25 protein-coding genes are annotated in these 26,620 nt (G+C 56.6%); 22 read left to right on the forward strand and 3 right to left on the reverse strand.

What is annotated here, in order from left to right:
• Positions 1 to 65: 65 nt before the first annotated feature.
• The gene (locus tag FY156_23325) at positions 66 to 890 is read left to right on the forward strand and encodes a TIGR00282 family metallophosphoesterase (protein UXS04404.1); all 825 of its coding nucleotides are present in this window, start codon (positions 66 to 68) and stop codon (positions 888 to 890) included.
• 128 nt (positions 891 to 1,018) lie between these two features.
• Positions 1,019 to 1,858, forward strand: a complete 840-nt coding sequence (locus tag FY156_23330; GenBank protein ID UXS04405.1) for an MBL fold metallo-hydrolase — start codon at positions 1,019 to 1,021, stop codon at positions 1,856 to 1,858.
• 37 nt (positions 1,859 to 1,895) lie between these two features.
• Here the strand turns inward: FY156_23330 and FY156_23335 are convergent, their stop codons facing one another.
• The gene (locus FY156_23335) at positions 1,896 to 2,399 is read right to left on the reverse strand and encodes a pyridoxamine 5'-phosphate oxidase family protein (GenBank protein ID UXS04406.1); all 504 of its coding nucleotides are present in this window, start codon (positions 2,397 to 2,399) and stop codon (positions 1,896 to 1,898) included.
• Between the two features lie 192 nt (positions 2,400 to 2,591).
• Here FY156_23335 and FY156_23340 point away from each other — a divergent pair, with 192 nt between their 5' ends.
• On the forward strand, positions 2,592 to 3,338 hold the full coding sequence (locus FY156_23340) for a YebC/PmpR family DNA-binding transcriptional regulator (protein UXS04407.1): 747 nt from the start codon (positions 2,592 to 2,594) through the stop codon (positions 3,336 to 3,338).
• A 66-nt stretch (positions 3,339 to 3,404) separates the two neighbouring features.
• Here the strand turns inward: FY156_23340 and FY156_23345 are convergent, their stop codons facing one another.
• Positions 3,405 to 4,406 carry an LLM class flavin-dependent oxidoreductase gene (locus FY156_23345; GenBank protein ID UXS04408.1) on the reverse strand — a complete coding sequence of 334 codons (1,002 nt, stop codon included), beginning with the start codon at positions 4,404 to 4,406 and terminating at the stop codon, positions 3,405 to 3,407.
• A gap of 131 nt (positions 4,407 to 4,537) precedes the next feature.
• Positions 4,538 to 6,847: a methyl-accepting chemotaxis protein gene (locus tag FY156_23350; GenBank protein ID UXS04409.1), complete on the reverse strand. Its 2,310-nt coding sequence runs from the start codon at positions 6,845 to 6,847 to the stop codon at positions 4,538 to 4,540.
• Positions 6,848 to 7,092: 245 nt separating this feature from the next.
• Between FY156_23350 and ruvC the strand changes: the two genes are divergently transcribed.
• The 19 genes from ruvC (at position 7,093) to FY156_23445 (ending at position 26,558) form a co-directional block, all read left to right on the forward strand.
• Entirely contained in the window at positions 7,093 to 7,605 is a 513-nt protein-coding gene (gene ruvC, locus FY156_23355; protein UXS04410.1) for a crossover junction endodeoxyribonuclease RuvC, read from the forward strand.
• A 32-nt stretch (positions 7,606 to 7,637) separates the two neighbouring features.
• On the forward strand, positions 7,638 to 8,255 hold the full coding sequence (gene ruvA, locus FY156_23360; protein UXS04411.1) for a Holliday junction branch migration protein RuvA: 618 nt from the start codon (positions 7,638 to 7,640) through the stop codon (positions 8,253 to 8,255).
• Between the two features lie 70 nt (positions 8,256 to 8,325).
• The gene (gene ruvB / locus FY156_23365; GenBank protein ID UXS04412.1) at positions 8,326 to 9,366 is read left to right on the forward strand and encodes a Holliday junction branch migration DNA helicase RuvB; all 1,041 of its coding nucleotides are present in this window, start codon (positions 8,326 to 8,328) and stop codon (positions 9,364 to 9,366) included.
• Between the two features lie 68 nt (positions 9,367 to 9,434).
• Positions 9,435 to 10,025 carry a damage-inducible protein DinB gene (locus FY156_23370; GenBank protein ID UXS04413.1) on the forward strand — a complete coding sequence of 197 codons (591 nt, stop codon included), beginning with the start codon at positions 9,435 to 9,437 and terminating at the stop codon, positions 10,023 to 10,025.
• Entirely contained in the window at positions 10,015 to 10,527 is a 513-nt protein-coding gene (locus FY156_23375) for an NUDIX hydrolase (protein ID UXS04414.1), read from the forward strand. The genes FY156_23370 and FY156_23375 overlap by 11 nt, the downstream gene beginning before the upstream one ends.
• Positions 10,524 to 11,057, forward strand: coding sequence for an NUDIX hydrolase (locus tag FY156_23380; GenBank protein UXS04415.1), 534 nt, complete (start codon positions 10,524 to 10,526; stop codon positions 11,055 to 11,057). Before FY156_23375 ends, FY156_23380 begins: the two co-directional genes overlap by 4 nt.
• On the forward strand, positions 11,054 to 11,491 hold the full coding sequence (ybgC, locus tag FY156_23385; GenBank protein ID UXS04416.1) for a tol-pal system-associated acyl-CoA thioesterase: 438 nt from the start codon (positions 11,054 to 11,056) through the stop codon (positions 11,489 to 11,491). The genes FY156_23380 and ybgC overlap by 4 nt, the downstream gene beginning before the upstream one ends.
• A 262-nt stretch (positions 11,492 to 11,753) precedes the next feature.
• Positions 11,754 to 12,473 carry a protein TolQ gene (gene tolQ, locus FY156_23390; GenBank protein ID UXS04417.1) on the forward strand — a complete coding sequence of 240 codons (720 nt, stop codon included), beginning with the start codon at positions 11,754 to 11,756 and terminating at the stop codon, positions 12,471 to 12,473.
• Positions 12,474 to 12,519: 46 nt separating this feature from the next.
• Complete coding sequence (tolR, locus tag FY156_23395; protein UXS04418.1) at positions 12,520 to 12,978, forward strand: protein TolR; 459 nt, start codon at positions 12,520 to 12,522, stop codon at positions 12,976 to 12,978.
• A gap of 10 nt (positions 12,979 to 12,988) precedes the next feature.
• Positions 12,989 to 14,170 (forward strand): hypothetical protein, encoded by a 1,182-nt coding sequence (locus FY156_23400; GenBank protein ID UXS04419.1) that lies wholly within the window; start codon positions 12,989 to 12,991, stop codon positions 14,168 to 14,170.
• Between the two features lie 82 nt (positions 14,171 to 14,252).
• Positions 14,253 to 15,566, forward strand: a complete 1,314-nt coding sequence (gene tolB, locus FY156_23405; GenBank protein ID UXS04420.1) for a Tol-Pal system protein TolB — start codon at positions 14,253 to 14,255, stop codon at positions 15,564 to 15,566.
• A 209-nt stretch (positions 15,567 to 15,775) separates the two neighbouring features.
• Positions 15,776 to 16,309 carry a peptidoglycan-associated lipoprotein Pal gene (gene pal / locus FY156_23410; protein ID UXS04421.1) on the forward strand — a complete coding sequence of 178 codons (534 nt, stop codon included), beginning with the start codon at positions 15,776 to 15,778 and terminating at the stop codon, positions 16,307 to 16,309.
• Positions 16,310 to 16,468: 159 nt separating this feature from the next.
• On the forward strand, positions 16,469 to 17,449 hold the full coding sequence (ybgF, locus tag FY156_23415; GenBank protein ID UXS04422.1) for a tol-pal system protein YbgF: 981 nt from the start codon (positions 16,469 to 16,471) through the stop codon (positions 17,447 to 17,449).
• A 32-nt stretch (positions 17,450 to 17,481) separates the two neighbouring features.
• On the forward strand, positions 17,482 to 18,813 hold the full coding sequence (tilS, locus tag FY156_23420; GenBank protein ID UXS04423.1) for a tRNA lysidine(34) synthetase TilS: 1,332 nt from the start codon (positions 17,482 to 17,484) through the stop codon (positions 18,811 to 18,813).
• Positions 18,814 to 18,967: 154 nt separating this feature from the next.
• Positions 18,968 to 20,914 carry an ATP-dependent metallopeptidase FtsH/Yme1/Tma family protein gene (locus FY156_23425; GenBank protein UXS04424.1) on the forward strand — a complete coding sequence of 649 codons (1,947 nt, stop codon included), beginning with the start codon at positions 18,968 to 18,970 and terminating at the stop codon, positions 20,912 to 20,914.
• 190 nt (positions 20,915 to 21,104) lie between these two features.
• Positions 21,105 to 22,457: a phosphoglucosamine mutase gene (locus tag FY156_23430; protein ID UXS04425.1), complete on the forward strand. Its 1,353-nt coding sequence runs from the start codon at positions 21,105 to 21,107 to the stop codon at positions 22,455 to 22,457.
• Between the two features lie 185 nt (positions 22,458 to 22,642).
• Positions 22,643 to 23,488 (forward strand): porin family protein, encoded by an 846-nt coding sequence (locus tag FY156_23435; GenBank protein UXS04426.1) that lies wholly within the window; start codon positions 22,643 to 22,645, stop codon positions 23,486 to 23,488.
• A 215-nt stretch (positions 23,489 to 23,703) separates the two neighbouring features.
• Positions 23,704 to 24,882 (forward strand): phosphoserine transaminase, encoded by a 1,179-nt coding sequence (locus tag FY156_23440; protein UXS04427.1) that lies wholly within the window; start codon positions 23,704 to 23,706, stop codon positions 24,880 to 24,882.
• An 80-nt stretch (positions 24,883 to 24,962) separates the two neighbouring features.
• The gene (locus tag FY156_23445) at positions 24,963 to 26,558 is read left to right on the forward strand and encodes a phosphoglycerate dehydrogenase (GenBank protein ID UXS04428.1); all 1,596 of its coding nucleotides are present in this window, start codon (positions 24,963 to 24,965) and stop codon (positions 26,556 to 26,558) included.
• The last annotated feature ends 62 nt before the right edge of the window (positions 26,559 to 26,620 follow it).

The raw sequence follows: 26,620 nt of genomic DNA on the forward strand, positions 1-26,620 counted from the left end.
TTAAACGACGAATTTCCCATTAGACGGAACGAAATTTGACAAACTGGCGCCAGCGGGGCAGGTGAATGAGGCTTCTTTTTCTCGGGGATATGGTCGGCAAGACCGGACGGACGGCGGTTTGGGAAAAACTGCCAGGGTTGATCTCCGACCTGAATCTGGATTTCGTTGTCGTCAACGGCGAGAATGCGGCCGGTGGCTTCGGGATTACGGAAGACATCTACCTTGAGACGATCAACGCAGGTGCCGATGTCGTGACGACTGGCAACCACGTCTGGGATCAGAAGGAAGCCGTATCGTTTTGCGAGCGACACGACCAGTTTTTGCGACCTGCCAACTATCCCAAGGGAACGCCAGGAAAGGGCTCCGGCCTGTTTTATGCGCGCAATGGCGCGCGTGTTCTCGTGGCTAACATCATGGGCCGTGTGTTCATGCACCCAGAACTAGATGATCCTTTCAGCTCCGCCGAAACCATCCTGGCCGCCTGCCCGCTCAAAGAGCAGGCTGATGCGATTATTTTCGACTTCCATGCGGAAGCGACCAGCGAAAAGCAATGTTTCGGCCATTTCGTTGATGGACGTGCTAGCTTCGTGGTTGGAACGCATACCCATGTGCCGACAGCCGATGCGCAGATTTTGAACGGTGGAACCGCATATATGTCGGATGCTGGCATGTGTGGCGATTACGACTCTTCGCTTGGTATGGACAAGGAAGAGCCGATCAACCGCTTCATCTCCAAGATGCCCAAGGGCCGGTTTGAAGCAGCAAGCGGGCCAGCGACGATCTGCGGTGTTGGCGTGGAGATCTCTGACAGAACCGGGCTCGCCGAGAAAATCGCGCCCTTGCGCATTGGACCACGGCTCTCTGAAAGCATTCCTGCTTTCTGGGCGTGAGGAACGTTGCGCCGTCAGTGACCCGTCGATAATGACGACATTGTGAGCGCGGCGTCGGTTCTGCGAACTGGACGCTTGGCCAAGCTTGTCGCATCCTCTGGCATCGCAAGTTTCAGGGGAGTGGCGTCATGCTGCGCATGCTATTGCTTGCAATGTCCGGACTGGTTGCATTTGCTGGAGCGGCGCTCTCGCAAACAGCCACCCGCCCACCTGTCAGTCAATGCCAGGCGATTGCTCAAAAAATTCCTGGCGTGACATTTGCCAGCTTCACCCCAGCCGATATTCAGCTTGCTCAGGCGACTGCCAAGGAAGAGGTGAAGATCAGTTTTATCGGGCACTCGACCTACCTGATCGAGAGCCCTGACGGTGTGACGATCGCTACCGATTATAACGGCGTCTATCGCCCCCCTGTAACGCCCAACGTCGTGACGATGAACAGGGCGCATTCGACTCACTTCACCCTTAATCCCGATCCCGCTATCCAGCACGTTCTGCACGGTTGGAGCGATACGCCGGGCGAAAAGGCCGATCACAAGGTTCTCGTTGGAGACGTCTATATCAGGAATGTTGCAACCGACATCCGCAACCGCTGGGGTGACTACGAGAGCTTTCAGGAAAATGGCAATTCCATTTTCATTTTCGAAGTCGCCGGACTTTGCATCGGCCATCTCGGCCATCTGCACCACGAGCTGACAGACACCCACTATGCGGAGATTGGCAGGCTGGATATCCTGATGGTTCCGGTCGATGGCGGATTGACGATGGGAGCCGACAGCATGAGCCGGGTTGTGAAGCGGCTTCGTTCTGCATTGATCTTGCCAATGCATCGCACTGGCCCGCCACTGGAGCAGTTTCTGACGATGTTTGGGGAAAGCTTCAAGGTGGCCTACGCGAATGAACCCATCATCCGTGTGTCGATGCGCAATCTTCCCCGCCAGCCGCAGATACTCGTGCCACAAGGCATGTAGCGTACAACTGGCGAGGAAGACGGGGGAGCTTGATCAATCAGGCGAAGGCAAGATGCTGGCGGACCCCAACATCAGGCACCTTATCGTCGGACATGTTGGCCTTGGCAATTTCCCAGCCGAATTTCAGCGTGCTGTCCGTCGACGCCCATATATCGGCGTCGTCAACATGCAGGGCAAGCATTGTCAGCTCAGGATCTGACTTGCCGTGTTCGTACCAGGCGGCTGTCACCGAGTTCCAGTATTCATCGACTTTTGTCTTGTCGTCGCGAATCTCGAGCACTCCAGAAAGGCAGGCGTGATAATCGTGATCCTTGCCGACGAGGCAGAAGTGCGCGCGAGAACCTGCTTTGATCGACTGAGCGAGGTCCGTATCCTTCTTCGAGAAAAACCAGATCGTATTGGTTTTAGGATCGGCGTGCGGTGCCATCGGCTGCATATGGCTATGCAGGCCTTCAAGCCCGAGCATGCCGGCATGGACCGAATTGATTTCGTCCCAAAGCTGACGGGCAGGGGCTTCGCGCGCTTCTGTCAGGCTGACCATGGTTATCTCCTTCCGGTTGGTTGTCTGTCGGAGAGGGGACAAGCTGTCCTCTCACCGCGCTCCTGACCAAAACGGCGTGCGGTTCAATCGGTTCCTTATCTTCTTCAGGTCTGAAAACGCATCCGGGCTTGAACGATGGGCGTATCGCACTTATAAGGCCCGCAATCCCAAATTACGACAATCAGGTTTTCCATGGCTGGTCATTCACAGTTCAAAAACATCATGCACCGCAAGGGTAAGCAGGATTCGATCCGTTCGAAGATGTTTTCCAAGCTTGCACGCGAAATCACCGTTGCAGCCAAGTCCGGCCTGCCTGACCCGACCATGAACGCTGCTTTGCGTCTGGCTGTTCAGAACGCCAAGGCGCAGTCGATGCCAAAAGACAACATCGACCGCGCCATCAAGAAGGCGTCGGGCGCCGATGCTGAGAACTACGATGCAGTTCGTTACGAAGGTTATGGCCCGGGCGGCACGGCGGTTATCGTCGAAGCGCTGACCGACAACCGCAATCGCACGGCATCCAACGTCCGCTCGATCTTCAGCAAGGCTGGCGGAGCGCTTGGTGAAACCGGTTCGGTTTCCTTCTCCTTCGATCGCGTTGGCGAAATTGCCTACAAGGCTGAAGTCGGCGACTCTGACAAGGTCATGGAAGCGGCGATCGAGGCCGGTGCTGATGATGTGGAATCCTCCGAGGACGGCCACACGATCATCTGCGGTTTTGAAGATCTGAACGAAGTTGCCAAGGCGCTCGAAGGCGTGCTCGGCGAAGCTGACAGCGTCAAGGCAATCTGGAAGCCACAGAACACGGTTCCGGTTGACGAGGAAAAGGCGCAGTCGCTGATGAAGCTGATCGACAACCTCGAAGACGATGACGACGTTCAGAACGTCTATTCGAACTTCGAAGTATCCGAAGAAATCCTGGCGAAGCTCTCGGCCTGATTTTTTCAAATGTCTGAATTACAAAGCCCCGGCAGCGTCAGCTCCGGGGCTTTTTTCTTGCGTATCCTATGCCGCCTTACGGATCGATGTTCGAACGTCCGCAAAGATCTCCACGGAACGAAGCCGCTTTTCAATGTCATGGATCGGCATGGAAACGATCAGTTCATCAGCCTGCGTCTCGGCAAGGAAGCCGTCGAGGTGGCGACCAATTGTGTCGGGTGATCCAACGGCGGCGAAGCGCAGAGTGTGTTCAACCGAAAACCGCTCCATCTCGTTCCAGTAGTCATCCATGCTCTCCACCGGTCTGGGGAACTGGGTGCGAACGTTGCGGCGCAGGTTCACGAACTGCTGCTGTGAAGACGTAAAGAGATGCTGCGCTTCCTCGTCGGTATCTGCACCCACCCCCATCACGCCGACCATGACGTACGGTTTGTCCAAGACCTCGGACGGTTGGAACCGCTCGCGATAGATATGCAGTGCTTCCATCAGCATGTCTGGTGCGAAGTGCGACGCGAAGGAATAAGGAAGGCCAAGAGCGGCCGCCAGATGCGCACTATAGGTACTTGAGCCCAACAGCCAGATCGGCACATTCGAATTCATGCCAGGAACCGCGAGGATCGTTTGATCTGGCTCCGGCGGACCGAAATAACGCTGGAGCTCCATGATGTCGTGAGGAAAGTTTTCTGCACCGGCATCGAGATTGCGACGAAGCGCGCGGGCTGTGCGCATGTCGGTGCCAGGCGCGCGTCCGAGGCCAAGGTCGACACGTCCGGGCAGCAGCGCTGCCAGGGTACCGAACTGCTCGGCAATCACCAGTGGCGAGTGGTTTGGCAGCATGATGCCACCGGACCCGACCCGGATATGTTTTGTTGCCGCCCCGACATGGGCGATGACAAGTGATGTGGCTGCACTAGCGATACCCGGCATGCCGTGATGCTCAGCAAGCCAGATGCGGTTGTAGCCGTGCTCTTCCGCCTTGATTGCCATGCGGCGGGAGTTTTCAAGCGCTTCACCGACGGTCTCGCCTTCGCCGATCGGGGAGAGGTCGAGAATGGAAAAAGGGATCATCCGTCGCTCCTAGAGAAAGTCCTGTTTCCGACCCGATGTAAGTCGCTGGTGCGCCTTTACCATAGGCGTCGCGTAGAATTGATGAAGCATTCAAAAAAATTGGGGCTCGCGGAGAGCCCCAATCGCAGATGTCAGCTTGCCCGGCGGTAGAGAACCTGTTCGGCCAAAGCAGAGTGGCCGCTGCCATCGGCGAGGAGGAACTGTCCGAGCCTGCCGTCCATTTCTGTGGCCTCCGAAGCGAGATTGTGGATCGCTGCCGTAGTTTCCTCCACCATAGCTGCATTCTGCTGTGTCATCGCGTCGAGACCGCTCACGGTGCTGTTGATCTCTGCCAGCGTGTGCGCCTCCTCTCGAGTCGATTCCATAATCTCCTCGATGCGAGTTCTGATCGCCTGGACGTGCTGGCCGATGCCATTCAGTGATGCGCCGGCCTTTTCGACAAGCGTGACGCCGGTAGACACCTCATCGGTGGAGCGTTTCAGCAGGCTGGTGATTTCTTTCGCTGCAGCCGCCGAGCGTTGTGCCAGTTCGCGCACTTCCTGAGCCACGACGGCGAACCCCTTGCCGGCTTCGCCCGCGCGCGCTGCCTCCACACCCGCATTGAGAGCTAGCAGATTGGTCTGGAACGCGATCTCGTCAATCACGCCGATGATCTGGTTGATCTGCCGCGAGGAGGTCTGAATGGCTTCCATCGCGGCGATTGTCTGTTCCATGACGTTGCCGGAGGCTGCGGCTTCCTTGCTGGCATCGCGGGCGATCCGGGTCGCCTGTTCAGCCCGCTCGATCTGATCGCGGACGGCTTCGGTGATAGCCTTGATGGCACTTGCCGTTTCCGTAATTGATGCAGCCTGGCGCTCTGTGCGTTCGGCGAGTTGGTCGGCACCGACGCGCATCTCTTCGGACCCGCTTCGAACGGCGGCGGAATTGCCTCCGATGGCCTGCATGGTTTCGCTGAGCCGCGCCATGGCGGTGTTGAAGTTGTGGCGCAGACCTTCAAGCTCATGAGGGAAGCGGTTCTCGATCCGGTAGGCGAGATTGCCGTGCGCAAGGCGATCGAGTCCCTCATCCAGGGAATGCACGACCATCTGGAGCGTGCTGGCTTCGGCCTCGCGTTCGGCAAGATGAGCGCGCCGCGCCGTTTCAGCTTCCTCGCGGGTGCGCGATGATGTTGCTTCAAGCTCTCGCTGCCTGATGAGTGTCTCACGGAAGCTGCCGAGTGCGCGTGCCATTTGACCGATCTCGTCTTTCCTGTCCTGATTACCGATCTCGGCATCAAGATTGCCGGCAGCAACATCACCGGTCAGACCTGCAAGCTTCTGAAGCGGTGCAAACAGTCGACGCGCAAAGAACGCGGTTGCCGCGCACATGGCGGCCAGCACACAGAGCCCGATTATGGCAAGCGTACCAGCAATCGAGACAGAGCCTGCGTTCAATTCACTTTGGAGCATGCTTTCGACAGCAAGATATTTTTCGCCGCCAAACGAGAATGGCCGGGCATAAGCGTTAGCGTCGCCGTCGGCGCGCGTTATCTTTGCTTCTGTCATTCCCGACGAAGTGAGAGCAGAGGTATAAAACCCGTAAGGACCGGCATCCAGAGCAGTCAGCGTGTTGCCGTCTACGCCGATGACCTTGCCATCCGCTGCGATGATCGCGGGTTGTTCGGAACTGTCTTTGGCGATGCCTTTGGCGAGGATCTGTGCAAACACCTCTTCCTTGACCTTGAAGAGAACGAGGCCCTTGAACGACTCGAACTTGACCACGGGTATGCCGAAATAGATGCCTGCTTCTTTTGTGGCTGCGTCGATCCGCAGTCCGGAGAAACTGGTCCGCGCTACGTCGTTCACAGCTTTTTTGGCGTTTTCAGCGCCACGCGAAAAGGCTGCCCCCAATCCGCTATCTGCCCATGCACCGCTGGTGACAGTTTCACCGAATGCCGGCCCCTTGAGATAGGAGTAATAGATCGTGCCATTAGGGTCGACAAAGAGAACATCGCTGAACGGCGTTCCCTGTAGGTATCCGGCGATATCTGTCTGGGTCTTCTCATGGGTGGAATAATAAAAGCCGCTTGGGTTTTCCGGCTTGATAAGCTTTTCACGCTGACCGAAGGGGTTTTCCTTGACGAAAACGCGTTGCAGTTCGGCTTTCGCATCGCCTGAGTTTTTCTGAACCGTACCCCAACCGCTCCGCATCGACACGACGGCCATTTGCAACGATTCAATTTTGGCGATGGAATCCGCCTGTGTTTCAAGCTGTTCCAGACGCTCCTGCAACATGTCTCCACGGAAGACGAGAATGCTCTCCATGGATTTCGAAGCTTGTTCCTGAAGAACGCTGCTGCTGCTCTGATAGCCGAGGAGGGTCAGTGCGGCAGTAGACGTTGCCATCAAAGCCAGGAAAATGATCAGAACTTTGGTCGATATGGAATGAAAACGGTTCAGCATGGCTGCTGTAGCCCCCAATGCCAGTTCGGCAGCCCCGCTATCCTTAATGGCGGCACCGGCTGATCGATTGACGAATTGTTTTGCTACGGCGCATCATGTCCGCAGCTCCCCTTTTGTCATTATTGCCGGAAACAATGCGGTACGGGATTTAAACAGAGGTAAATGCTGCACTGCAAATTTAACGGATGTTGTCGTTTTGTTCACTTATCGCTGGCAGGTTTGCTGCCGGAAAGATAGGGTGGCTTATGCAGAACACGATTCGAATCATCGGGATCGATCCCGGTTTACGGCGTACCGGCTGGGGCATCATTGAAAGCCTCGGCAATAGCCTGCGCTTTGTTGCCTCCGGTACGGTTACATCCGATGGCGACATGGACCTAGCATCGCGCCTTTGCCAGTTGCATGACGGACTGGCCGAGATCGTGCACAGCTATCAGCCTGATGAGGCGGCGGTGGAGCAGACCTTCGTGAACAAGGACGCTGTCGCCACGTTGAAGCTGGGCCAGGCGCGCGGTATTGCCATGCTGGTTCCGGCGCGGGCTGGATTGCAGGTTTCCGAATATGCGCCGAATGCGGTCAAGAAAGCAGTGATCGGGGTTGGTCACGGTGAAAAGCAGCAGATTCACATGATGCTGAAAATCCTGATGCCGAAAGCCGAGTTCAAGGGAAACGATGCCGCGGATGCGTTGGCGATTGCTATTTGCCACGCACACAATCGTGGTGGTGATAGAATGCGCCGCCTTCTGGCGGCGGGCTAAATTTTAGTGGTTTTATTTCGGCGGGCGGCGTCATGATTGGAAAACTCAAAGGTACTATCGATGAAATCGGCGCGGATTACGTCCTCGTGGATGTGCATGGCGTCTGTTACGTGGCGCATTGTTCGGCGAGAACGCTGTCGAAAATCGGATCGGCGGGTGAGGCCGTTGTACTCTTCATCGAGACCTATGTACGTGAAGATCAATTGAAGCTTTTCGGCTTTCTTTCTGCTCTGGAGCGCGAGTGGTTCAATCTTTTGCAGAGTGTTCAGGGCGTGGGTTCGAAAGTGGCGCTTGCTGTCCTGTCCACCCTGTCTCCTTCTGAACTGGCAAATGCCATTGCGCTTCAGGACAAGGTCGTTGTTTCGCGTGCGCCGGGCGTTGGTCCAAAGGTCGCCGTTCGCATTGTGACGGAGCTTCGCAACAAGGCACCTGCCTTTGCCGGAGAGGCGTCGGCGTCGATCGGTCTGAAGCAGGAACTTGGAGAAGGGGCCGCCCCCGCTCCAGTGGCAGATGCTGTTTCCGCTCTTACTAATCTAGGCTATTCCCGAGATCAGGCAGCAAATGCGGTTGCTGCCGCGCTCAAGAACGGAGGTGAGGGCGGCGATAGCGCCAAGCTTATCCGTCTCGGGTTGAAGGAGCTTTCGCGATAACGCGATGCCCGTGTTATAGGGAGTGGAACATGCCACTCCATGAATGTGCGATTTAGACGGAATACCCTTGATGAGCGATGCGGCAAGATTGATCTCGGCGGACAAACGTGGCGAGGACATCGACACAACCATGCGTCCGCAGTCGCTGGACGACTTTACCGGCCAGGCGGAAGCGCGCGCCAATCTCAAAATCTTTATCGAAGCCGCCAAGAACCGCGGCGAAGCGCTAGACCATGTCCTTTTCGTCGGCCCTCCAGGCCTGGGCAAAACGACCCTTGCGCAGATCATGGCCAAAGAACTCGGCGTTAATTTCAAGTCTACGTCCGGGCCAGTCATTGCCAAGGCGGGTGACCTTGCAGCACTTCTGACCAATCTCGAAGAACGCGATGTGCTGTTCATCGACGAAATCCACCGCCTCAACCCCGCCGTTGAGGAAATTCTCTATCCGGCAATGGAGGATTTCCAACTCGATCTCATCATCGGTGAGGGCCCGGCCGCACGCTCGGTCAAAATCGATCTGTCGAAGTTCACGCTTGTTGCGGCAACGACGCGTCTCGGACTGCTGACAACGCCGTTGCGCGACCGTTTCGGTATTCCGGTCCGCCTTTCATTTTACACCGTCGATGAACTGGAATCGATCGTTCGTCGTGGTGCGCGCATGATGGGCCTCAACATGACGGACGAGGGTGCGCGCGAAGTGGCCAGACGTGCACGCGGCACGCCGCGAATTGCAGGGCGGCTGTTGCGCCGCGTGCGCGACTTCGCTGAAGTGGCGCGGGCGGAAGCAGTTACGAAGGAAATTGCAGACGAGGCTCTGACGCGCCTTCTCGTCGACAATATGGGTCTAGACCAGCTCGACATGCGCTACCTGACGATGATCGCCGTCAATTTCGGCGGCGGGCCGGTGGGTATCGAGACCATCGCTGCGGGTCTTTCCGAACCGCGCGATGCAATCGAGGACATTATCGAGCCCTACATGATCCAGCAGGGGTTTATCCAGAGGACGCCGCGCGGCCGCATATTAACGGGAACCGCATGGAAGCATCTGGGCATGCAACCGCCAAAGGACCTTGAGGCAGCGCAATTCAGGCTGACGCTGGACGAGGATTAAACCTTCGACCTCCTGGTTTCATGCCGCGATTTGACGATTGGCTGGTCTCAAAACGAAGGGAGGGGAAGATGCCGGACTATGATGCGGCGCGTGTTTTTCGCAAGCTGGCGCGGAACAATCGCCTTGCCAATTTTCGGCTGCATAACGCCTGTTTATTGTTGCCGCAGGACGAATTCGTCGCGCCCCGAACGAGCTTCTTTCCAACCATTCGCGCGACATTGAACCATATCCACATCATTGATGTCTTTTATATCGATGCACTGAAAGGCGGCACCCTCGGTCCTGCAGCATGGGCAAATGAGGAGCCCTACCTGACGATGGAAGCGTTGCGACAGGCCCAGGCGAAACTCGATGACGACCTGATTGTTTTTGTCGAAGAGCTTGATGAAGGCAGTCTTGCCGCAACGGTCAACATTCACCGCGGCAAGCGCATTCAGCAGGATCGCTGCGACGACATTCTCAGTCATCTCTTCCAGCACCAGACGCACCACCGCGGACAGGTGCACGCGATGTTATCAGGCACGAGTGTGAAACCACCGCAACTCGATGAATTCATTGTTGGCGATGACGCAGTGGCAAGAGAAACCGAGATGGATGCGTTAGAATGGCGCGAAGATGATTTGATGTCTCCAGTCCACAGGCCGCTCAATGACGTATGACACCCGCATCCGCATAAAATTCAAACCGAAGCGTATTTTCCAGATGCGTATCGCGGGCCTCGCCTTTCGTGATGGACATGTGCTTGTTCACCGGGCGACGCACGAGAAATTCTGGACTTTTCCCGGTGGGCGCGCGGAAATGGGAGAACGCTCGGAGGAAACGCTCGAACGAGAGATGATGGAGGAACTCGGTACCGAAGCGAAAGTCGGGCGGCTTCTCTGGGTGGTGGAAAACTTCTTCCATTACGAAGACAAGGACTGGCACGAGCTTGGGTTTTACTACCTCATGGATCTGCCGAAGAGCTTTGCGTTCCATCCCTCGGCCATCATCCACCGCGTTCAGGATGGTGATAACGAACTGGAGTTTCGTTGGGTCAAGGCGACGCGCCAGGCATTGACGGAGCTCGATATTCCGCCCTATTTCATCGCCGACGAAATAGAGCATCTGCCGCAGACAACAAGACACCTCGTCTGGTACGACGGCGATCTGGACGATAAATGACTTCTGCCGAACGCCACATGATCCGGCTGGACCGCAAGCCGCAGCTTTTCAGCATGCGTGTGGCGGCGCTGATCTTCCATGACGGGCATATCCTCGTTCAGCGTGCTGTCGGCGACGTCTACTGGGCTTTGCCGGGCGGGCGTGCGGAGATCGGTGAAAGCTCCGAGGAAACCATCGTTCGGGAAATCCACGAGGAGCTGGGCCGGGATTGCTGCGTCGAACGACTGCTGTGGTCCGCCGAGAATTTTTTCTCTTACGAAGAATACGCTGCGCACGAGTTGGCGTTCTACTATCTGGTTTCCCTGCCGGAGCCTATGCCTTTCCACGAAAGCGATATCATCCATCGTGTGATGGATGGCATCGAGATCGAATTCCGTTGGTTGCCAGCCAATTCGTCCGCGCTCACGAAAAACGATCTCAAGCCTGCGTTCGTCGCGCAGCGTATTGAAGCCTTGCCTAGCCGGAGCGAGCACCTGATCGTTCGTGAAGGAAGTTCTGGCGCGACAGGAAGTCCCAAGGAGACCCCATGACCTTTACCGTCCCGCTTTCGGGCGAACTTATCGAGCACGGCCATCGACTGATGCAGCGCGTTTATTACGAGGACACGGATTTTTCCGGTCTCGTCTACCACGCCCGCTATCTGCATTTTTTGGAGCGTGGCCGTACCGACTATCTGCGGTGTCTCGGATGTGAGCAAAGCGCGCTGCTGACAGCGGATGAAGAAGGCCTTGTTTTTGTCGTTCATCGTATGGAAATCGACTTCAAGAGCCCGGCACGTATGGACGATGTGTTGACGATCACCACTGTCACCGAGAAGGCAGGTGGCGCAAAAATGGTGCTCAATCAGGAAATTCGTCGTGGTGAGACGTTGCTTGTCAGCGCCAAGGTCATCATCGCAGTCATCAATGCGAATGGCAGGCCAAGACGTCTTCCGGAAACGGTTGCGGAAAAATTCCTCAAGTAAGACAGGCGCCGTCGCAGTAAATCCCGCAATGGTGTCCGTATAGTAACACTCCCTTAACCATAATGGTGTCTTACTTTAGCATCTGGTATTTGTGCGGTGCACGCCTTCCTTTCACCAAATTTATTGGCAAGGAAGGCATATTGGCAAGTACCGGGGCATGGCTAAAGGGTTGGGCGGCGTTGACCGCATAACTTCGAGCGCCGATGCGCGTTTGAATCGCCCGGTCCCGTGCCGGGCGTTTGGATTCGGGGATTGGATATTTATGGAACAGGCAGGTTTGGCAGCGGCGACGCACGACGTAAGTCTCTGGGCTCTGTTTATGCAGGCGGGCTTTATCGTAAAGCTCGTCATGATCGGACTTCTGGCCGCCTCGGTCTGGACGTGGGCGATCGTCATCGACAAGTATGTGAGCTTCAACAAGGCACGGCGCCAGTTCGATCAGTTCGAACAGGTCTTCTGGTCTGGTCAGTCGCTTGAAGAACTCTACCGTACGCTGGCAGAGCGGCAGAATGGCGGCTTGGCTGCGATTTTTGTGTCGGCCATGCGGGAATGGAAAAAGTCCTTCGAGCGCGGCGCACGTTCTCCGATCGGTTTGCAGATGCGTATCGACCGGGCAATGGATGTGACCATGGCTCGTGAAGGCGAGCAATACGAAGCCCGTCTTGGTTCTTTGGCAACGATCGGTTCAGCCGGTCCGTTCATCGGCCTTTTCGGTACGGTCGTTGGTATCATGACCTCGTTCCAGGCTATCGCCGGTTCGAAGTCCACCAACCTCGCCGTTGTGGCGCCTGGTATTGCTGAAGCACTTCTGGCAACGGCTATCGGCCTGGTTGCCGCTATTCCCGCGGTTATCGCCTACAACAAGTTCACCGCCGATGCGCACAAGCTTTCCGCACGCATGGAAGGTTTCGCCGACGAATTCTCTGCGATCCTGTCTCGCCAGATCGATGAAAAGCTTCAGACGCGCCAGGCTGCGCAGTAAGCGAACCGCGCATTAATTTGCCGCAAGGCAAAATGGAGTAAACGTTATGGGTATGTCAGCAGGTGGCAACGGCGGCGGTTCCGGTGGACGCCGTGGACGCGGCGGCCGTCGCAGAGGCGGAGCGATAAGCGAAATCAACGTGACGCCGCTGGTCGACGTCATGCTGGTGCTGCTTATCATCTTCATGGTGGCTGCACCGATGATGACGGTGGGCGTTCCGATCGATCTGCCGCAGACCTCTGCGAATGCGCTGAATTCGGACACACAGCCGATCACGATTTCCGTCAACGCCAACGGCCAGATCCATCTTCAGGAAACTGAAATCCAGGCTGAAGAAGTGGCTGCCAAGCTGCAGGCCATTGCGACGACAGGTTATAACGAACGCATCTTCGTTCGCGCCGATTCCGTTGCCGCTTACGGCATGGTCGCGGACGTAATGGCTCGTATTCAGGCCGCAGGCTTCAAGAATATCGGCCTCGTGACCCAGCAGAAACAGGATAATTGACGTAAGAGCGATGAAGGGCAGCATCACCACATCCGCGATTGTGCATGCGTCGCTTCTGGCTTTCGCCCTTGTATCCTTGGGCTCGCCGGAGCCTCTTGACGTGTCGCAGGCCGAGGCCCTGCCAGTGGAACTGGTCCCCGTCGAGGAATTGAGCCAGATTCAGCAGGGTGACAAGAACGCACCCAAGGCGGAAAAATCCGCGCCTGTTCCGACAACCCGCCCGGATATCGTCGAGAACGCTCAGAACGCAGGCAACAACACCACAGATATTCAGGCGCCGCCGACCCCGACGGAAAAGCCGAACAACAATGAAAGCGCTGCCGCGCCACCAAAGTCCGAGAATCCTCTGCCTGTTGTCGATACCAAGCCGAACGAGGTGAAGGATATCGTCAAGGAGGAGACCTCCGCGCCGAAACCGCAGGAAATGGCTGCTTTGCCGCAGACCAAGCCGGAAGTTGCGCCGCAGCCAAAACCCACGCCGACACCGCCGCAGGAAACCAAGGCGGAAGAACCGCCGCCGCAAAACCAGGAGCCGGCCGAAATACCCGTGCCGCAGAACGTGCCGCGTCCGAATTCTCGTCCCGAGCCGCCGAAGCCGGAAGAGCCGAAACAGGCCGAGACGAAGCCTGCAGAACAGAAACCGGCCGAAAAGCCTGCCGAGAAAAAGCCGGATCAGGCCAAGTCGACGGAGAAGCCGTCTGACAAGAAGCCCGCCGATAAAAAGCAGGAGACAGCCAAGTCTGCCGCGTCTCAGGCAAGCGAGTTCAATGCCGACGAGATTTCAGCGCTCCTGAACAAACAGGCGCCGTCCGGCGGCGGTGCGAAACGCTCGACCGAAACAGCCTCCCTTGGTGGCAAGAAGACGCTTGGAACGGGTCTGAGTGCCAGCGAAATCGATAACGTCAAGGGCCAGATCCAGAACAATTGGTCTATGGTCTCCGGTCTCACCGGCGTTGCCGAGGTGCGTGTGGTGATCAGGATCGAGCTTGACCAATCCGGCAATATTGTTGGTCAACCCGAGGTCAGTGCTTCCGGTGGTCCGGAAGGTACGCGCCGGGCGGTTGAAAGCAGTGCGCGCCGCGCGATCCTTCGCTCCGCGCCTCTCAAGAACATGCCGATCGAGAAATATGAGGGCGAAAGGGGCTGGAACACGATGGTTCTGAACTTCGATCCGTCCGAATTTGCATTGTGAGCCGACAGGTTTTGGAACTGATGACGACAGAAATCCCAAAACTCCTGTCCAATTTTCGTAAGAAGCTGAAAGGCTTGTCTAAATGACCAAGTGTTCTGTCCTCCGCGCCCTCATGGTTGCCACGGGCATGTTGTTCTCGCTGGTTGCTGTCGCTCCGGCGAATGCCGAGGTTCAAATCAACATCAACAAGGGCAATGTTCAGCCGTTGCCAATTGCCATTACCGACTTCATGTCGGGTGACGGCATCGGTGCGCAGGTTTCTGCTGTCATCGCGGCTGACTTGCAGCGCTCCGGTCTTTTCGCACCGGTCAATAAAAGCGCGTTCATCGAAAAGATCAGCAATCCGGATCAGCAGCCGCGTTTCGAGGATTGGAAGGTCATCAACGCGCAGGCTCTGGTCACTGGTCGCGTGACCCGTGAAAGCGATGGCCGCCTGCGCGCCGAGTTCCGTTTGTGGGACACGTTTGCCGGTCAACAGATGACAGGCCAGCAGTTCTTCACCCAGCCGGAAAACTGGCGCCGTGTGGCTCATATCATCGCGGACGCGATCTACGAGCGTATCACCGGTGAAAAAGGCTACTTCGATACCCGCGTTGTTTTCGTTTCCGAAAGCGGCCCGAAGACAGCCCGTAAGCGTCAGCTTTCCATCATGGACCAGGACGGTTTCAACATCCGTAACCTGACCAACTCGAATGACATCGTTCTGACGCCGCGCTTTTCGCCGAACCGTCAGGAAGTCACCTACATGTCTTTCGAAGGCCAGCAGCCCCGTGTTTATCTCCTGCAGCTCGAGACCGGGCAGCGCGAAGTTGTCGGTAACTTCCCCGGCATGACGTTCTCGCCGCGCTTCTCTCCGGATGGGCAGAAGGTCATCATGAGCCTTCAGCAGGACGGCAACGCCAACATTTACACGATGGATCTGCGTTCGCGGACAACCACGCGTCTGACGAACACGTCTGCGATCGATACCGCACCGTCCTATTCGCCGGACGGACAACGTGTCGCCTTTGAAAGCGATCGCGGGGGCCGCCAACAGATTTACGTCATGAATGCGGACGGCTCCGGTCAGCAGCGCATCTCCTTTGGTGATGGCTCTTATTCGACACCGGTCTGGTCTCCTCGTGGCGATCTGATCGCCTTCACCAAGCAGTCGGGTGGCAAGTTCTCGATCGGCGTGATGAAGACCGACGGTTCCGGCGAGCGTATCCTGACCAGCGGTTTCCACAATGAGGGCCCGACATGGGCACCCAATGGCCGCGTTTTGATGTTCTTCCGTCAGAACGCCGGCGCAGGTGGACCGCAGCTCTATTCTATCGATCTGACCGGTTACAACGAGCAGCTTATCAAGACCCCGACCTTCGCTTCAGACCCGGCATGGTCGCCGCTTCTGGACTGATTTGATTGCCATGGCGGCGCTGGATGATCCATCGCCGCCATATTTTTACGCATGCCCTTCAGGGGGATGCCTCTTTCTTGCCGCAAAGTGTTGTGAGGGAGCAAGAAAGTGGGACATTTCCTTTCTGTTAACCATAAGTGTTTGCCGGCGATTAACCTCAATCGGTTAGCCTCTGGCAACGTTACTGAAATTCTAAGGAGAGACCGGCGATGAGCCGTACACACACTTCGGCACTCAGCCCCATGCAGAAACTGGCCCGTAACCCGGCTGTCATCGCCATGACGCTTGCGCTTGCTCTTGCGGGCTGCGCAAACAAGAAGAACATGCCGAACAGCGCCGGTGAACTCGGCCTCGGTGGCGCGGGCTCCGCAACGCCTGGCTCCCAGCAGGACTTCACCGTCAATGTCGGCGACCGAATCTTCTTCGACACCGACTCGACCTCGATCCGCGCCGATGCGCAGCAGACGCTGCAGCGTCAGGCTCAGTGGCTTGCTCGTTATCCGAACTACTCGATCACCATCGAAGGTCATGCCGACGAGCGCGGTACGCGTGAATACAACCTTGCACTCGGTGCGCGCCGTGCGGCTTCCACCAAGGAATTCCTTGCATCGCAGGGTGTTCCGGCAAACCGCATGAAGACCATCTCCTACGGTAAGGAACGTCCGGTCGCCGTCTGCGACGACATTTCTTGCTGGTCGCAGAACCGCCGTGCTGTGACGGTTCTCGGTGGCGCGGGCATGTAATTGCCTAACGCTTTCGTGATCTTGAATGGAAGGCGGTCTTAGGGCCGCCTTTCGTTTTTTTCATAGTTTGGCCGAAGTTAAGTTGCTTTTTCGGGTGATATGGAAAAAATCCGGCTTTGCGCCATTCCGGTGCAAATCAGTTAAGGCAGGACGAAAGAGATGAAGAAACTTGTCGTGGCGGGAATGCTGGGGCTTGCAGCCTGCACCGGCTTGAGCGGCGTTGCCGTTTCGGGTCCGCTGTTCGGTGCGGGGGGTAGCTTCGGCACGATCAACTCTCAACAGCCCCCGGTCGTCCGGGTTCAAGCGAATGAGGCCTATAAGGTTCAGCAGCTTGAAGAACAGATCAGGCAGCTCAACGGCCGTATCGAGGAAATGAGCTTCCAGCTTCTGCAGATGCAGGAAACCATCCGCAAGGCGCAGGAAGATAATGAATTCCGCTTCCAGGAACTGGAAAGCGGTAAGAGTGCCGCTCCCGCTGCGCCGAAGAAAAAGGCGGAAGCGGACCTTGCAAGTCCTCCGAACGATGACGTTGCAGCAATCATTGAAACGCCACCCGAGGGTGGCGCTTCTGTTTCACCGTCTCAGCCGAGCAATGCTCCAGGTGAGACCACGCTTGGCTCTATTCAGCTCGATTCCGGCGGCATGCCTGTTGGCGGAACGCTCAATCAGGGCGCCAACAATTCCTCCGGCAATTTGCCTGGTGTCACGACGGGCGGTGCTTCGCGCAAGACCGATCCTGTGAATACGGCGGCGCTGACGAGTGAGAACGATATCTATCAGGCCGCGTATAGCCACGTGCTTGGTGGTGATTACAAGCTGGCGGAACAGGGTTTCGAGCAGTATCTGAAAGGCTACCCAAAGGGTGCCAAGGCCGCCGATGCCAGCTTCTGGCTGGGTGAGGCTCAATATTCTCAAGGCAAGTTCAACGAGTCGGCCAAGACTTTTCTGAACGGCCACCAAACTTACGGCAAATCGCCGAAGGCGCCGGAAATGTTGATGAAGCTTGGCATGTCGCTCGCCGCGCTGGATAACACCGAGACTGCCTGTGCGACGCTGCGCGAAGTGCCGAAGCGTTACCCGAGCGCATCCAAGACCGTGCTGAACAAGGTCGCAAGCGAACAGAAGCGTCTTAGCTGCTGATTTCTCTCTACCGTTGAAGTAGCGGTATGCCCATGCCGGTTGTGCCCCGCATTTCAGACGAAACCACAGTAGACCCGCTTGAGGCGGCAAGGTTTTTTCTCAAAAACCTCCGCAAGCCCGCGCATATTCTCGTTGCAATTTCCGGGGGCAGCGATTCCACCGGCCTGTTACTTGCTTTGCACGCGGTTTTGTCGTGTGAGCAAAACCCCGGCACACGTCTGTCGGCGGTAACGATTGATCATGCGCTGCGGCCCGAATCTGCCGACGAAGCGAAAAAAGTCGCGGCTCTCTGTGCTGAACTTGGTGTTCCGCATTTTGTCCGCCGTTGGGACGATCCTAAACCTCCGACTGGTTTGTCTGAAGCGTCGCGTCTTGCTCGTTATCGTCTGATTGCTGATGTCGCCGATAGTATCGGTGCTGATGCAGTCGTCACAGGACATACACTGGGCGATCAGCGGGAAACGATTGCCATGCGTGTGGCCCGCAGTGATCGACATGACAATATCGGTCTTGCCGGTATGGCCGATGCAGTCCTTTTTGATCGGCGTCTGTGGATCTTGCGGCCATTTCTGGCCTGTGAGCGCCAGTCCATTCGCAACTTTATTCTCGCGCAAGGCAAAGACTGGGTGGATGACCCAAGCAATGAGAGCGTTAAATATGAGCGCGTGCGCGTGCGACAATCGCTCGGACCGACATCTCTGGCGGATTATAACAAAAGATCTGAGGCGAGAACGGCGCTTTCTCTAGCTGCCGCGGGGTTTCTGCGTGCCAACGTTCAGGTTTTTCATTCAGTTCTTGCGAAGATAAATATCTCCACGGGTTCAGAGGAATGCCCGGAATTCCGGCACGCGTTAGCGGCGCTGATAGCGACCTTGGGAGGGCGTGCCTATTTTCCTGCTGCCAGTGGCATGGATCGGGCGATCGAGCCTATCGTTGAGGGCAGGCCTGGCCGTCTGACTCTCGGTCGCGTGCTTATCGACAGGACGCGGGATGGGCTCTATCTCTATCGTGAACGGCGCAATCTCCCGGAAATCTGTTTGGAGGCCGGGAAAAGCGCGATCTGGGACGACCGCTTTTTTGTCGACAATCGATCGCCCAATGAGGTTCTTATAACGTCTTCTTTTCCGAATGCTGCCAGGCCGCCATTTTCTCTCAATATCCCGCCCGGGGTCGTTGGACAGGCGATATGGAGCATGCCGACGGCTGTCACCGCATCGAGTGACGAAGCGTTTGATGCCCGGGCCATCAAGTTCGTTCCGCGGGTTGCGCCGTTTGATCTTTTTCTGCCACGGTTCGACCTTGAGTTGGCAAATGCGATTGCTGTTTTGCTCGGTCGTTCAGCCTATCCACAGCCACCGGTTTAATTCAGGCCGCTTTTTCGTGAATTGCATTGGAATACTTTTTACACCAAAACGCATCTGATAATGCCCTTCGCCTTGGCAACGGCAAATGTCGACCTTATGTTAGGGGCACGTAAGAGCGGACAGCAGACATGTCCGTGTGAGTTCGGGGAGTTCGATGAACCCAAATTTCAGAAATTTCGCCTTGTGGGCAGTTATTGCCCTGTTGCTGATCGCATTGTTCAGCATGTTCCAGACGTCGCCAACGCAAACGGGTTCGCGTGAAATTCCGTACTCGCAGTTTCTTCGCGATGTGGATTCCGGGCGAGTTCGCGACGTTACTGTGACCGGCAACCGGGTTCTTGGAACCTACACCGAAAACGGTACGGCATTTCAAACCTATTCCCCCGTTATTGACGATTCCTTGATGGAGCGCTTGCAGAGCAAGAACGTCACCATCGTCGCACGGCCGGAAAGCGACGGTTCCTCCGGGTTCTTGAGCTACCTTGGCACATTGCTGCCAATGTTCCTCATCCTCGGAGTCTGGCTGTTCTTCATGCGGCAGATGCAGGGTGGTTCGCGCGGTGCGATGGGCTTCGGTAAATCCAAAGCCAAGCTTCTGACAGAAGCGCACGGTCGTATCACGTTTGACGATGTCGCCGGTGTCGATGAGGCCAAGCAGGATCTGGAAGAAATCGTTGAATTTCTGCGTGATCCGCAAAAATTCCAGCGTCTCGGTGGCAAGATCCCGCGCGGTGTGCTTTTGGTTGGCCCCCCGGGAACTGGTAAAACGCTTTTGGCACGCTCGGTTGCGGGTGAGGCAAATGTGCCGTTCTTCACCATTTCCGGTTCCGACTTCGTTGAAATGTTCGTCGGTGTCGGTGCGAGCCGCGTTCGTGACATGTTCGAGCAGGCCAAAAAGAACGCACCTTGCATCATCTTCATTGACGAAATCGATGCCGTAGGTCGCCACCGTGGCGCCGGTCTTGGCGGCGGCAACGATGAGCGCGAGCAGACGCTCAACCAGTTGCTCGTCGAGATGGATGGCTTTGAAGCAAATGAGGGTATCATCCTGATTGCTGCGACCAACCGCCCCGACGTTCTTGATCCGGCGCTCCTGCGTCCAGGCCGTTTCGACCGTCAGGTTGTCGTTCCGAACCCGGATATCGTAGGGCGCGAGCGTATTCTGAAGGTGCATGTCCGCAACGTGCCGCTCGCACCGAATGTCGACCTCAAGGTTCTGGCACGCGGTACGCCTGGTTTCTCGGGTGCTGACCTGATGAACCTCGTCAACGAAGCTGCTCTCATGGCCGCTCGTCGCAATAAACGCGTCGTGACCATGCAGGAATTTGAAGACGCCAAGGATAAGATCATGATGGGTGCGGAGCGCCGCACGACCGCCATGACCGAAGCCGAAAAGAAGCTCACCGCCTACCACGAAGCGGGTCACGCCATCACCGCACTCAACGTGCCTGTGGCAGATCCCCTGCATAAGGCAACGATCATTCCTCGTGGCCGTGCGCTCGGCATGGTCATGCAGCTTCCGGAAGGCGATCGCTATTCCATGAGCTACAAGTGGATGGTCTCTCGCCTCGTGATCATGATGGGTGGTCGCGTTGCGGAAGAACTGACCTTCGGCAAGGAAAATATCACCTCCGGCGCATCCTCGGATATCGAACAGGCTACCAAGCTTGCTCGTGCCATGGTGACGCAGTGGGGCTTTTCCGACGAGCTCGGACAGGTTGCTTATGGTGAAAACCAGCAGGAAGTCTTCCTCGGCCACTCCGTTTCGCAGTCCAAGAATGTCTCTGAAGCGACAGCTCAGAAGATCGACAACGAAGTTCGTCGTTTGATTGATGAGGCATACACCGAAGCGCGGCGTATCCTCACGGACAAACATGATGAGTTCGTTACTTTGGCTGAAGGTTTGCTCGAGTATGAAACGCTCTCTGGGGAAGAAATCAAAGCGCTGATCAAGGGTGAAAAGCCTGCCCGCGATCTCGGTGATGATTCTCCCGGCAGCCGCGGATCCGCAGTGCCTAAGGCTGGCGCCAAGAAGGACGGCCCGAACGAAGCCAAGGGCGATGGCGAGGCTGAAGGTGGTCTGGAACCCCAGCCGCACTAATGGCTTAAAATCAGACGTCTTTCTGAAAACGAGGCCACCCGAAACCGGGTGGCCTTTTCAGTTGGTAACAAGATATAAGCCATTTTTGTGCTAATTTACGTGCTGTTTGCCGTAGTTTGTGGCATCTACCCGAAAAACGCATCCGGCTTTTTTACATGCCGCCGGAATGCATGAAGGATTTGGAGTTCAAATGGCACGCCGTTATTTCGGAACCGATGGTATTCGCGGACAATCGAACGTTTTTCCCATGACGCCGGATCTGGCGATGCGGGTTGGTATTGCTGTCGGCACCATTTTTCGTCGTGGGCATCACCGTCATCGCGTCGTTATCGGCAAGGATACCCGTCTTTCCGGTTATATGCTGGAAAACGCACTGGTGGCAGGCTTCACAGCGGCGGGGCTTGATGTCTTCCTGCTCGGGCCGATCCCCACGCCTGCGGTTGCCATGCTGACGCGCTCGTTGCGTGCCGATATCGGTGTGATGATCTCGGCATCCCACAATCCGTTCGCTGATAACGGCATCAAGCTCTTCGGACCGGATGGCTACAAGCTGTCTGACGAACTTGAGCTTGAGATCGAGGATCTGCTCGACAAGGATATCTACGCACAGCTTGCCAAGCCGAGCGAGATCGGCCGCGCCAAGCGCGTTGATGGCGACATTTATCGCTACATCGAGTTTGTGAAGCGCACCTTGCCGCGCGACGTGACGCTGAATGGTTTGCGGATTGCTATCGATTGCGCCAATGGCGCTGCCTACAAAGTCGCTCCTGCGGCGCTGTGGGAGCTTGGTGCGGAAGTCGTGACGATCGGCAATGAGCCGAACGGCGTCAACATCAATCTGGAATGCGGCTCTACCCATCCTGAAGCTCTTCAGAAGAAGGTCCATGAAGTTCGGGCAGACATCGGCATCGCTCTCGATGGCGATGCGGACCGTGTCATCATCGTTGATGAGCGCGGCGAGATTGTCGATGGGGATCAGTTGATGGCAACGATCGCCGATAGCTGGGCCGCCGACAATCTGTTGCGCGGCGGTGGCATCGTGGCGACAGTCATGTCGAACCTGGGACTGGAGCGCTTCCTTGACGACAAGGGCCTGACGCTCGCCCGTACGAAGGTTGGCGACCGCTATGTCGTTGAGCACATGCGCAATCATGATTTCAACGTTGGCGGCGAGCAGTCTGGCCATATCGTACTGTCTGATTACGGTACGACGGGGGACGGCCTTGTCGCAGCACTTCAGGTGCTGGCGCGCGTCAAGCGTTCTGGCCGTACGGTCAGCGAGGTTTGCCGCAAGTTTGACCCCGTACCGCAATTGTTGAAGAACGTCCGTATCTCCGGTGGCAAACCACTGGAAAATCCGGTTGTTCAGCAGGCAATCGCAGATGCGGAAAATGCTCTTGCGAAGAATGGCCGCCTGGTCATTCGCCCATCTGGTACAGAACCGCTGATCCGCGTCATGGCGGAAGGCGATGATAGCGCCCAGGTCGAGCAGATCGTCAACGATCTCGTTGGCGTCATTTCGAGCGCACGCACAGCCGCCTGAGGCGCCCTGTTCAAACGGTCACGAAAGCCGGCGTTCTCGCCGGCTTTTTGTTTGCACATTTGCTAATAAACATGGTGAATGATCGTGGTTAATCGTGACTTAACCAATTTGCGTCACTGTTCATGACTGAAAAGTTCACTGGCATCTGCTGCCCATGCGCAAATGCCGTTTCTGGAGTGGAAGTCATGAAAAACGCCCTGGCTGGATTTCTGGCCGTCCTGATGACCGGCACGAGCGCCATCGCTGCCGATCTTTATCAAGCGGAGCCAGCCCCGGCTTACATCGAGGCTCCGGAAGTGCAGGTGTCGCAGGCGAGCGGCTGGTATCTGCGCGGCGATGTTGGCTATTCTTTCAACAAGCTCCGTGGTGCGCATTACTATCAGGGTGGACCGGGTGGCTACCTCCAGGATTTCGAGACGGCGAAGATCGATGACAGCTACGTCATTGGTGCCGGTGTGGGTTACCAGTTCAACAACTATTTCCGTAGCGATCTGACGTTCGATTACATGGGCAAGTCTGATTTCCGCGGCTCGACTCGTGGATTTTGTGGAAACGGCGCGCCCTGTGTTTCCGCCGACCTCAGCTCGCTTAAGGCCTATACTCTGATGGCGAACGCCTATGTTGATCTCGGCACCTACGGTCGTGTTACGCCGTATGTGGGCGGCGGTGTCGGCGCCTCGTATGTCAAGTGGGACAAGCTGCGCAACACTTCTTGCGCAACTGACGGCTCGGGGTATTGCGACGAAACGACCGAACATGGTGGTCGCGGCAAGTGGCGTTTTGCTTACGCTCTGATGGCGGGTGCTTCCATCGATATCACCTGCAATCTCAAGGCCGATGTGGGCTACCGGTTCCGCCACATCAACAAGGGCGACATGTTCGCTTATGAGAACAATGGCGGCCCAGGTCGCGACAAGGGCTTGTATTCACACGAAGTTCGGGTCGGCGGTCGTTATGTCTTCAATGGCTGCGATACGGCTCAGTACATTCCGCCGGCCGATATTCCCTTGCAGCCGGCCGTATACAAGTAATCGTCACGCTTGACTGTTAAAGATCGAAACCGTCCACATCCCTCAGGATGCGGGCGGTTTTTCTTTGGTCGTATGCTGCGTGTCATGTGGCGCATATGGGCCAAGATTCTTCTGTGCAGCGACATATTCCGCTTGACTGGAACAGGTGAGAAGCATAGCAACAGCGTCAGGACACTCTACCCTAACGTAGAGCGCCTATCTGGAAGGATAGTCAAATGACAGATATCGTGAAGCCGGACCTCCGTCCGGGCAATACGCATTTTTCCTCTGGTCCCTGCTCGAAGCGCCCCGGTTGGTCGCTTGAAGCTCTCGCTGATGCGCCGCTCGGTCGCTCGCATCGCGCCAAAGTTGGCAAAGCCAAGCTGAAGCAGGCCATCGATCTCACCCGCGAAGTTCTGAACGTTCCCGCTGATTACCGCATCGGTATCGTTCCCGCATCTGACACCGGCGCCGTTGAAATGGCTCTGTGGTCTCTGCTTGGCGAACGCGGCGTTGACATGCTTGCATGGGAAAGCTTCGGTGCTGGCTGGGTTACCGATGTCGTCAAGCAACTCAAGCTCAAAGACGTCCGCAAGTTCGAGGCTGATTACGGTCTGCTGCCGAACCTCGGCGAAGTTGATTTCGATCGCGATGTCGTCTTCACCTGGAATGGTACGACGTCTGGCGTTCGCGTTCCTAACGCTGATTTCATTCCGGCTGACCGTAAGGGTCTGACGATTTGCGATGCGACGTCTGCCGCATTCGCACAGGAGATGGATTTCTCCAAACTCGACGTTGTCACCTTCTCCTGGCAGAAAGTTCTGGGCGGTGAGGGCGGTCATGGCGTCATCATTCTGTCGCCACGCGCTGTTGAGCGTCTTCTGAGCTATGCACCTGCATGGCCGCTTCCGAAGATTTTCCGCATGGTCTCCGGCGGCAAGCTGATCGAAGGCATCTTCACCGGCGAAACCATCAATACCCCTTCGATGCTCTGCGTTGAAGATTATATCGATGCCTTGTTGTGGGCGAAGAACCTCGGTGGTCTCAAGGCGCTCGTTGGGCGTGCTGATGCCAATGCCAAGGTTATCTACGACTTCGTTGCTGCAAACGACTGGATTGCAAATCTGGCTGTTGTCGACGAAACCCGTTCCAACACGTCGGTATGCCTGAAGATCGTCGACAAGGATGTCGTTGCTCTTGATGCTGATGCGCAGGCTGCTTTTGCCAAGGGTGTTGTTGCCCTTCTCGAAAAAGAAAATGTAGCGCTGGATATCGGCGCTTACCGTGATGCGCCGTCCGGTCTTCGTATCTGGGCTGGTGCCACGATCGAAACCGCCGATATGGAAGCTGTCATGCCTTGGCTGGCATGGGCGTTTGCAACGCAGAAGGCAATGCTTTCCAAGGCTGCTGCCTGATTTGATACCGGCCCTGCTGATGCAGGGCCGCGCATTTCCCATTCGCACATCTCAATCGTTTCATCCAAGGAGCCCATGCCATGGCACCTCGCGTACTCGTATCCGATGAACTGTCGGAAACCGCCGTCCAGATTTTCCGTGATCGCGGCGTCGAAGTCGATTTCCAGCCGAAGCTCGGCAAGGACAAGGACAAGCTTGCCGAAATCATCGGTAACTACGATGGCCTGGCCATCCGTTCTGCCACAAAGGCAACCGAAAAGCTGATCGAAGCTGCGACCAACCTCAAGGTTATCGGCCGCGCTGGTATCGGCGTCGACAATGTTGACATTCCGGCGGCTTCGCGGCGCGGTATCATCGTCATGAACACCCCTTTCGGCAACTCCATCACCACGGCTGAACACGCCATTGCGTTGATGTTTGCTGTTGCCCGCCAGCTTCCGGCCGCGGATGCCTCCACGCAGGGTGGCAAGTGGGAAAAGTCGAAGTTCATGGGTGTCGAAATCACCGGCAAGACGCTCGGCGTCATCGGTGCCGGCAACATCGGCTCCATTGTTTGCTCGCGTGCACTTGGTCTGAAGATGCATGTTCTCGCCTATGATCCCTTCCTCTCGCCGGAGCGCGCGCAGGAAATGGGCGTTACCAAGGTTGAGCTGGACGAACTTCTGGCGCAGGCTGATTTCATTACGCTGCACGTGCCGATGACGGACAAGACGCGCGGCATTCTCGGCGCCGAAAACCTTGCAAAGACCAAGAAGGGCGTTCGTATCATCAACTGCGCACGCGGTGGTCTGGTTGATGAAGCAGCTCTGGCCGACGCCATCAAGTCTGGGCAGGTTGCTGGTGCTGGCTTCGACGTCTTCGAAGTTGAGCCTGCAACGGAAAGCCCTCTCTTCGGTTTGCCGAACGTGGTCTGCACCCCGCACCTTGGCGCTTCGACGACAGAAGCACAGGAAAATGTTGCCCTTCAGGTTGCTGAACAGATGTCGGACTACCTCGTCAAGGGTGCCGTTTCCAACGCCATCAACATGCCGTCCATCACGGCTGAAGAAGCACCTCGTCTGAAGCCGTTCATCCGGCTGGCTGATGTTCTCGGCTCTTTCGTTGGTCAGGTGCAGGAAAGCGCGACCAAGGAAATCGAAATCGTTTATGATGGTGCAACCGCCAACATGAACACCAAGGCTTTGACGAGCGCGCTTCTGGCGGGCCTCATCCGTAGCCAGGTTTCCGACGTGAACATGGTTTCCGCGCCGATCATGATCAAGGAAAAGGGCATCATCCTTTCCGAAGTCAAGCGCGACAAGACCGGCGTTTACGACGGCTACATCAAGCTGACGGTCAAGACCGAAAACCAGGTCCGCTCTGTTGCCGGCACGGTCTTCTCGGACGGCAAGCCGCGTTTCATCCAGATCAAGAACATCAACATGGATGCCGATGTTGGATCGCACATGATCTACATCACCAACACTGACGTTCCCGGCATGATCGGCTTCATCGGTACGACGCTTGGTGAGGCCGGTGTCAACATCGCCAACTTCCAGCTCGGTCGCGAGAAGGAAGCCGGTGACGCGATCGCCTTGCTCTACGTAGATGGTCTGGTCTCTGAAGAGGTCCTCGACAAGCTGCGTGCCAACCCGGCCATTCGTCAGGCAAAGCCGCTGAGCTTCAACGTCGACTGATCCCGTTATCGTTCCTCCCAAGGGGACAATAAGGCCCGGTGCAGGGGAAACCCTGTGCCGGG

Origin of the sequence: Agrobacterium tumefaciens (assembly GCA_025559845.1) — a bacterium.
Lineage (GTDB): Bacteria > Pseudomonadota > Alphaproteobacteria > Rhizobiales > Rhizobiaceae > Agrobacterium.

Bases quoted from the DNA above. Each gene is read 5' to 3' on its own strand.
- FY156_23325 (UXS04404.1), top strand. From the start codon at position 66: ATGAGGCTTCTTTTTCTCGGGGATATGGTCGGCAAGACCGGACGGACG.
- FY156_23330 (UXS04405.1), top strand. From the start codon at position 1,019: ATGCTGCGCATGCTATTGCTTGCAATGTCCGGACTGGTTGCATTTGCT.
- FY156_23335 (UXS04406.1), bottom strand. From the start codon at position 2,399: ATGGTCAGCCTGACAGAAGCGCGCGAAGCCCCTGCCCGTCAGCTTTGG.
- FY156_23340 (UXS04407.1), top strand. From the start codon at position 2,592: ATGGCTGGTCATTCACAGTTCAAAAACATCATGCACCGCAAGGGTAAG.
- FY156_23345 (UXS04408.1), bottom strand. From the start codon at position 4,406: ATGATCCCTTTTTCCATTCTCGACCTCTCCCCGATCGGCGAAGGCGAG.
- FY156_23350 (UXS04409.1), bottom strand. From the start codon at position 6,847: ATGCTGAACCGTTTTCATTCCATATCGACCAAAGTTCTGATCATTTTC.
- ruvC (UXS04410.1), top strand. From the start codon at position 7,093: ATGCAGAACACGATTCGAATCATCGGGATCGATCCCGGTTTACGGCGT.
- ruvA (UXS04411.1), top strand. From the start codon at position 7,638: ATGATTGGAAAACTCAAAGGTACTATCGATGAAATCGGCGCGGATTAC.
- ruvB (UXS04412.1), top strand. From the start codon at position 8,326: ATGAGCGATGCGGCAAGATTGATCTCGGCGGACAAACGTGGCGAGGAC.
- FY156_23370 (UXS04413.1), top strand. From the start codon at position 9,435: ATGCCGGACTATGATGCGGCGCGTGTTTTTCGCAAGCTGGCGCGGAAC.
- FY156_23375 (UXS04414.1), top strand. From the start codon at position 10,015: ATGACGTATGACACCCGCATCCGCATAAAATTCAAACCGAAGCGTATT.
- FY156_23380 (UXS04415.1), top strand. From the start codon at position 10,524: ATGACTTCTGCCGAACGCCACATGATCCGGCTGGACCGCAAGCCGCAG.
- ybgC (UXS04416.1), top strand. From the start codon at position 11,054: ATGACCTTTACCGTCCCGCTTTCGGGCGAACTTATCGAGCACGGCCAT.
- tolQ (UXS04417.1), top strand. From the start codon at position 11,754: ATGGAACAGGCAGGTTTGGCAGCGGCGACGCACGACGTAAGTCTCTGG.
- tolR (UXS04418.1), top strand. From the start codon at position 12,520: ATGGGTATGTCAGCAGGTGGCAACGGCGGCGGTTCCGGTGGACGCCGT.
- FY156_23400 (UXS04419.1), top strand. From the start codon at position 12,989: ATGAAGGGCAGCATCACCACATCCGCGATTGTGCATGCGTCGCTTCTG.
- tolB (UXS04420.1), top strand. From the start codon at position 14,253: ATGACCAAGTGTTCTGTCCTCCGCGCCCTCATGGTTGCCACGGGCATG.
- pal (UXS04421.1), top strand. From the start codon at position 15,776: ATGAGCCGTACACACACTTCGGCACTCAGCCCCATGCAGAAACTGGCC.
- ybgF (UXS04422.1), top strand. From the start codon at position 16,469: ATGAAGAAACTTGTCGTGGCGGGAATGCTGGGGCTTGCAGCCTGCACC.
- tilS (UXS04423.1), top strand. From the start codon at position 17,482: ATGCCGGTTGTGCCCCGCATTTCAGACGAAACCACAGTAGACCCGCTT.
- FY156_23425 (UXS04424.1), top strand. From the start codon at position 18,968: ATGAACCCAAATTTCAGAAATTTCGCCTTGTGGGCAGTTATTGCCCTG.
- FY156_23430 (UXS04425.1), top strand. From the start codon at position 21,105: ATGGCACGCCGTTATTTCGGAACCGATGGTATTCGCGGACAATCGAAC.
- FY156_23435 (UXS04426.1), top strand. From the start codon at position 22,643: ATGAAAAACGCCCTGGCTGGATTTCTGGCCGTCCTGATGACCGGCACG.
- FY156_23440 (UXS04427.1), top strand. From the start codon at position 23,704: ATGACAGATATCGTGAAGCCGGACCTCCGTCCGGGCAATACGCATTTT.
- FY156_23445 (UXS04428.1), top strand. From the start codon at position 24,963: ATGGCACCTCGCGTACTCGTATCCGATGAACTGTCGGAAACCGCCGTC.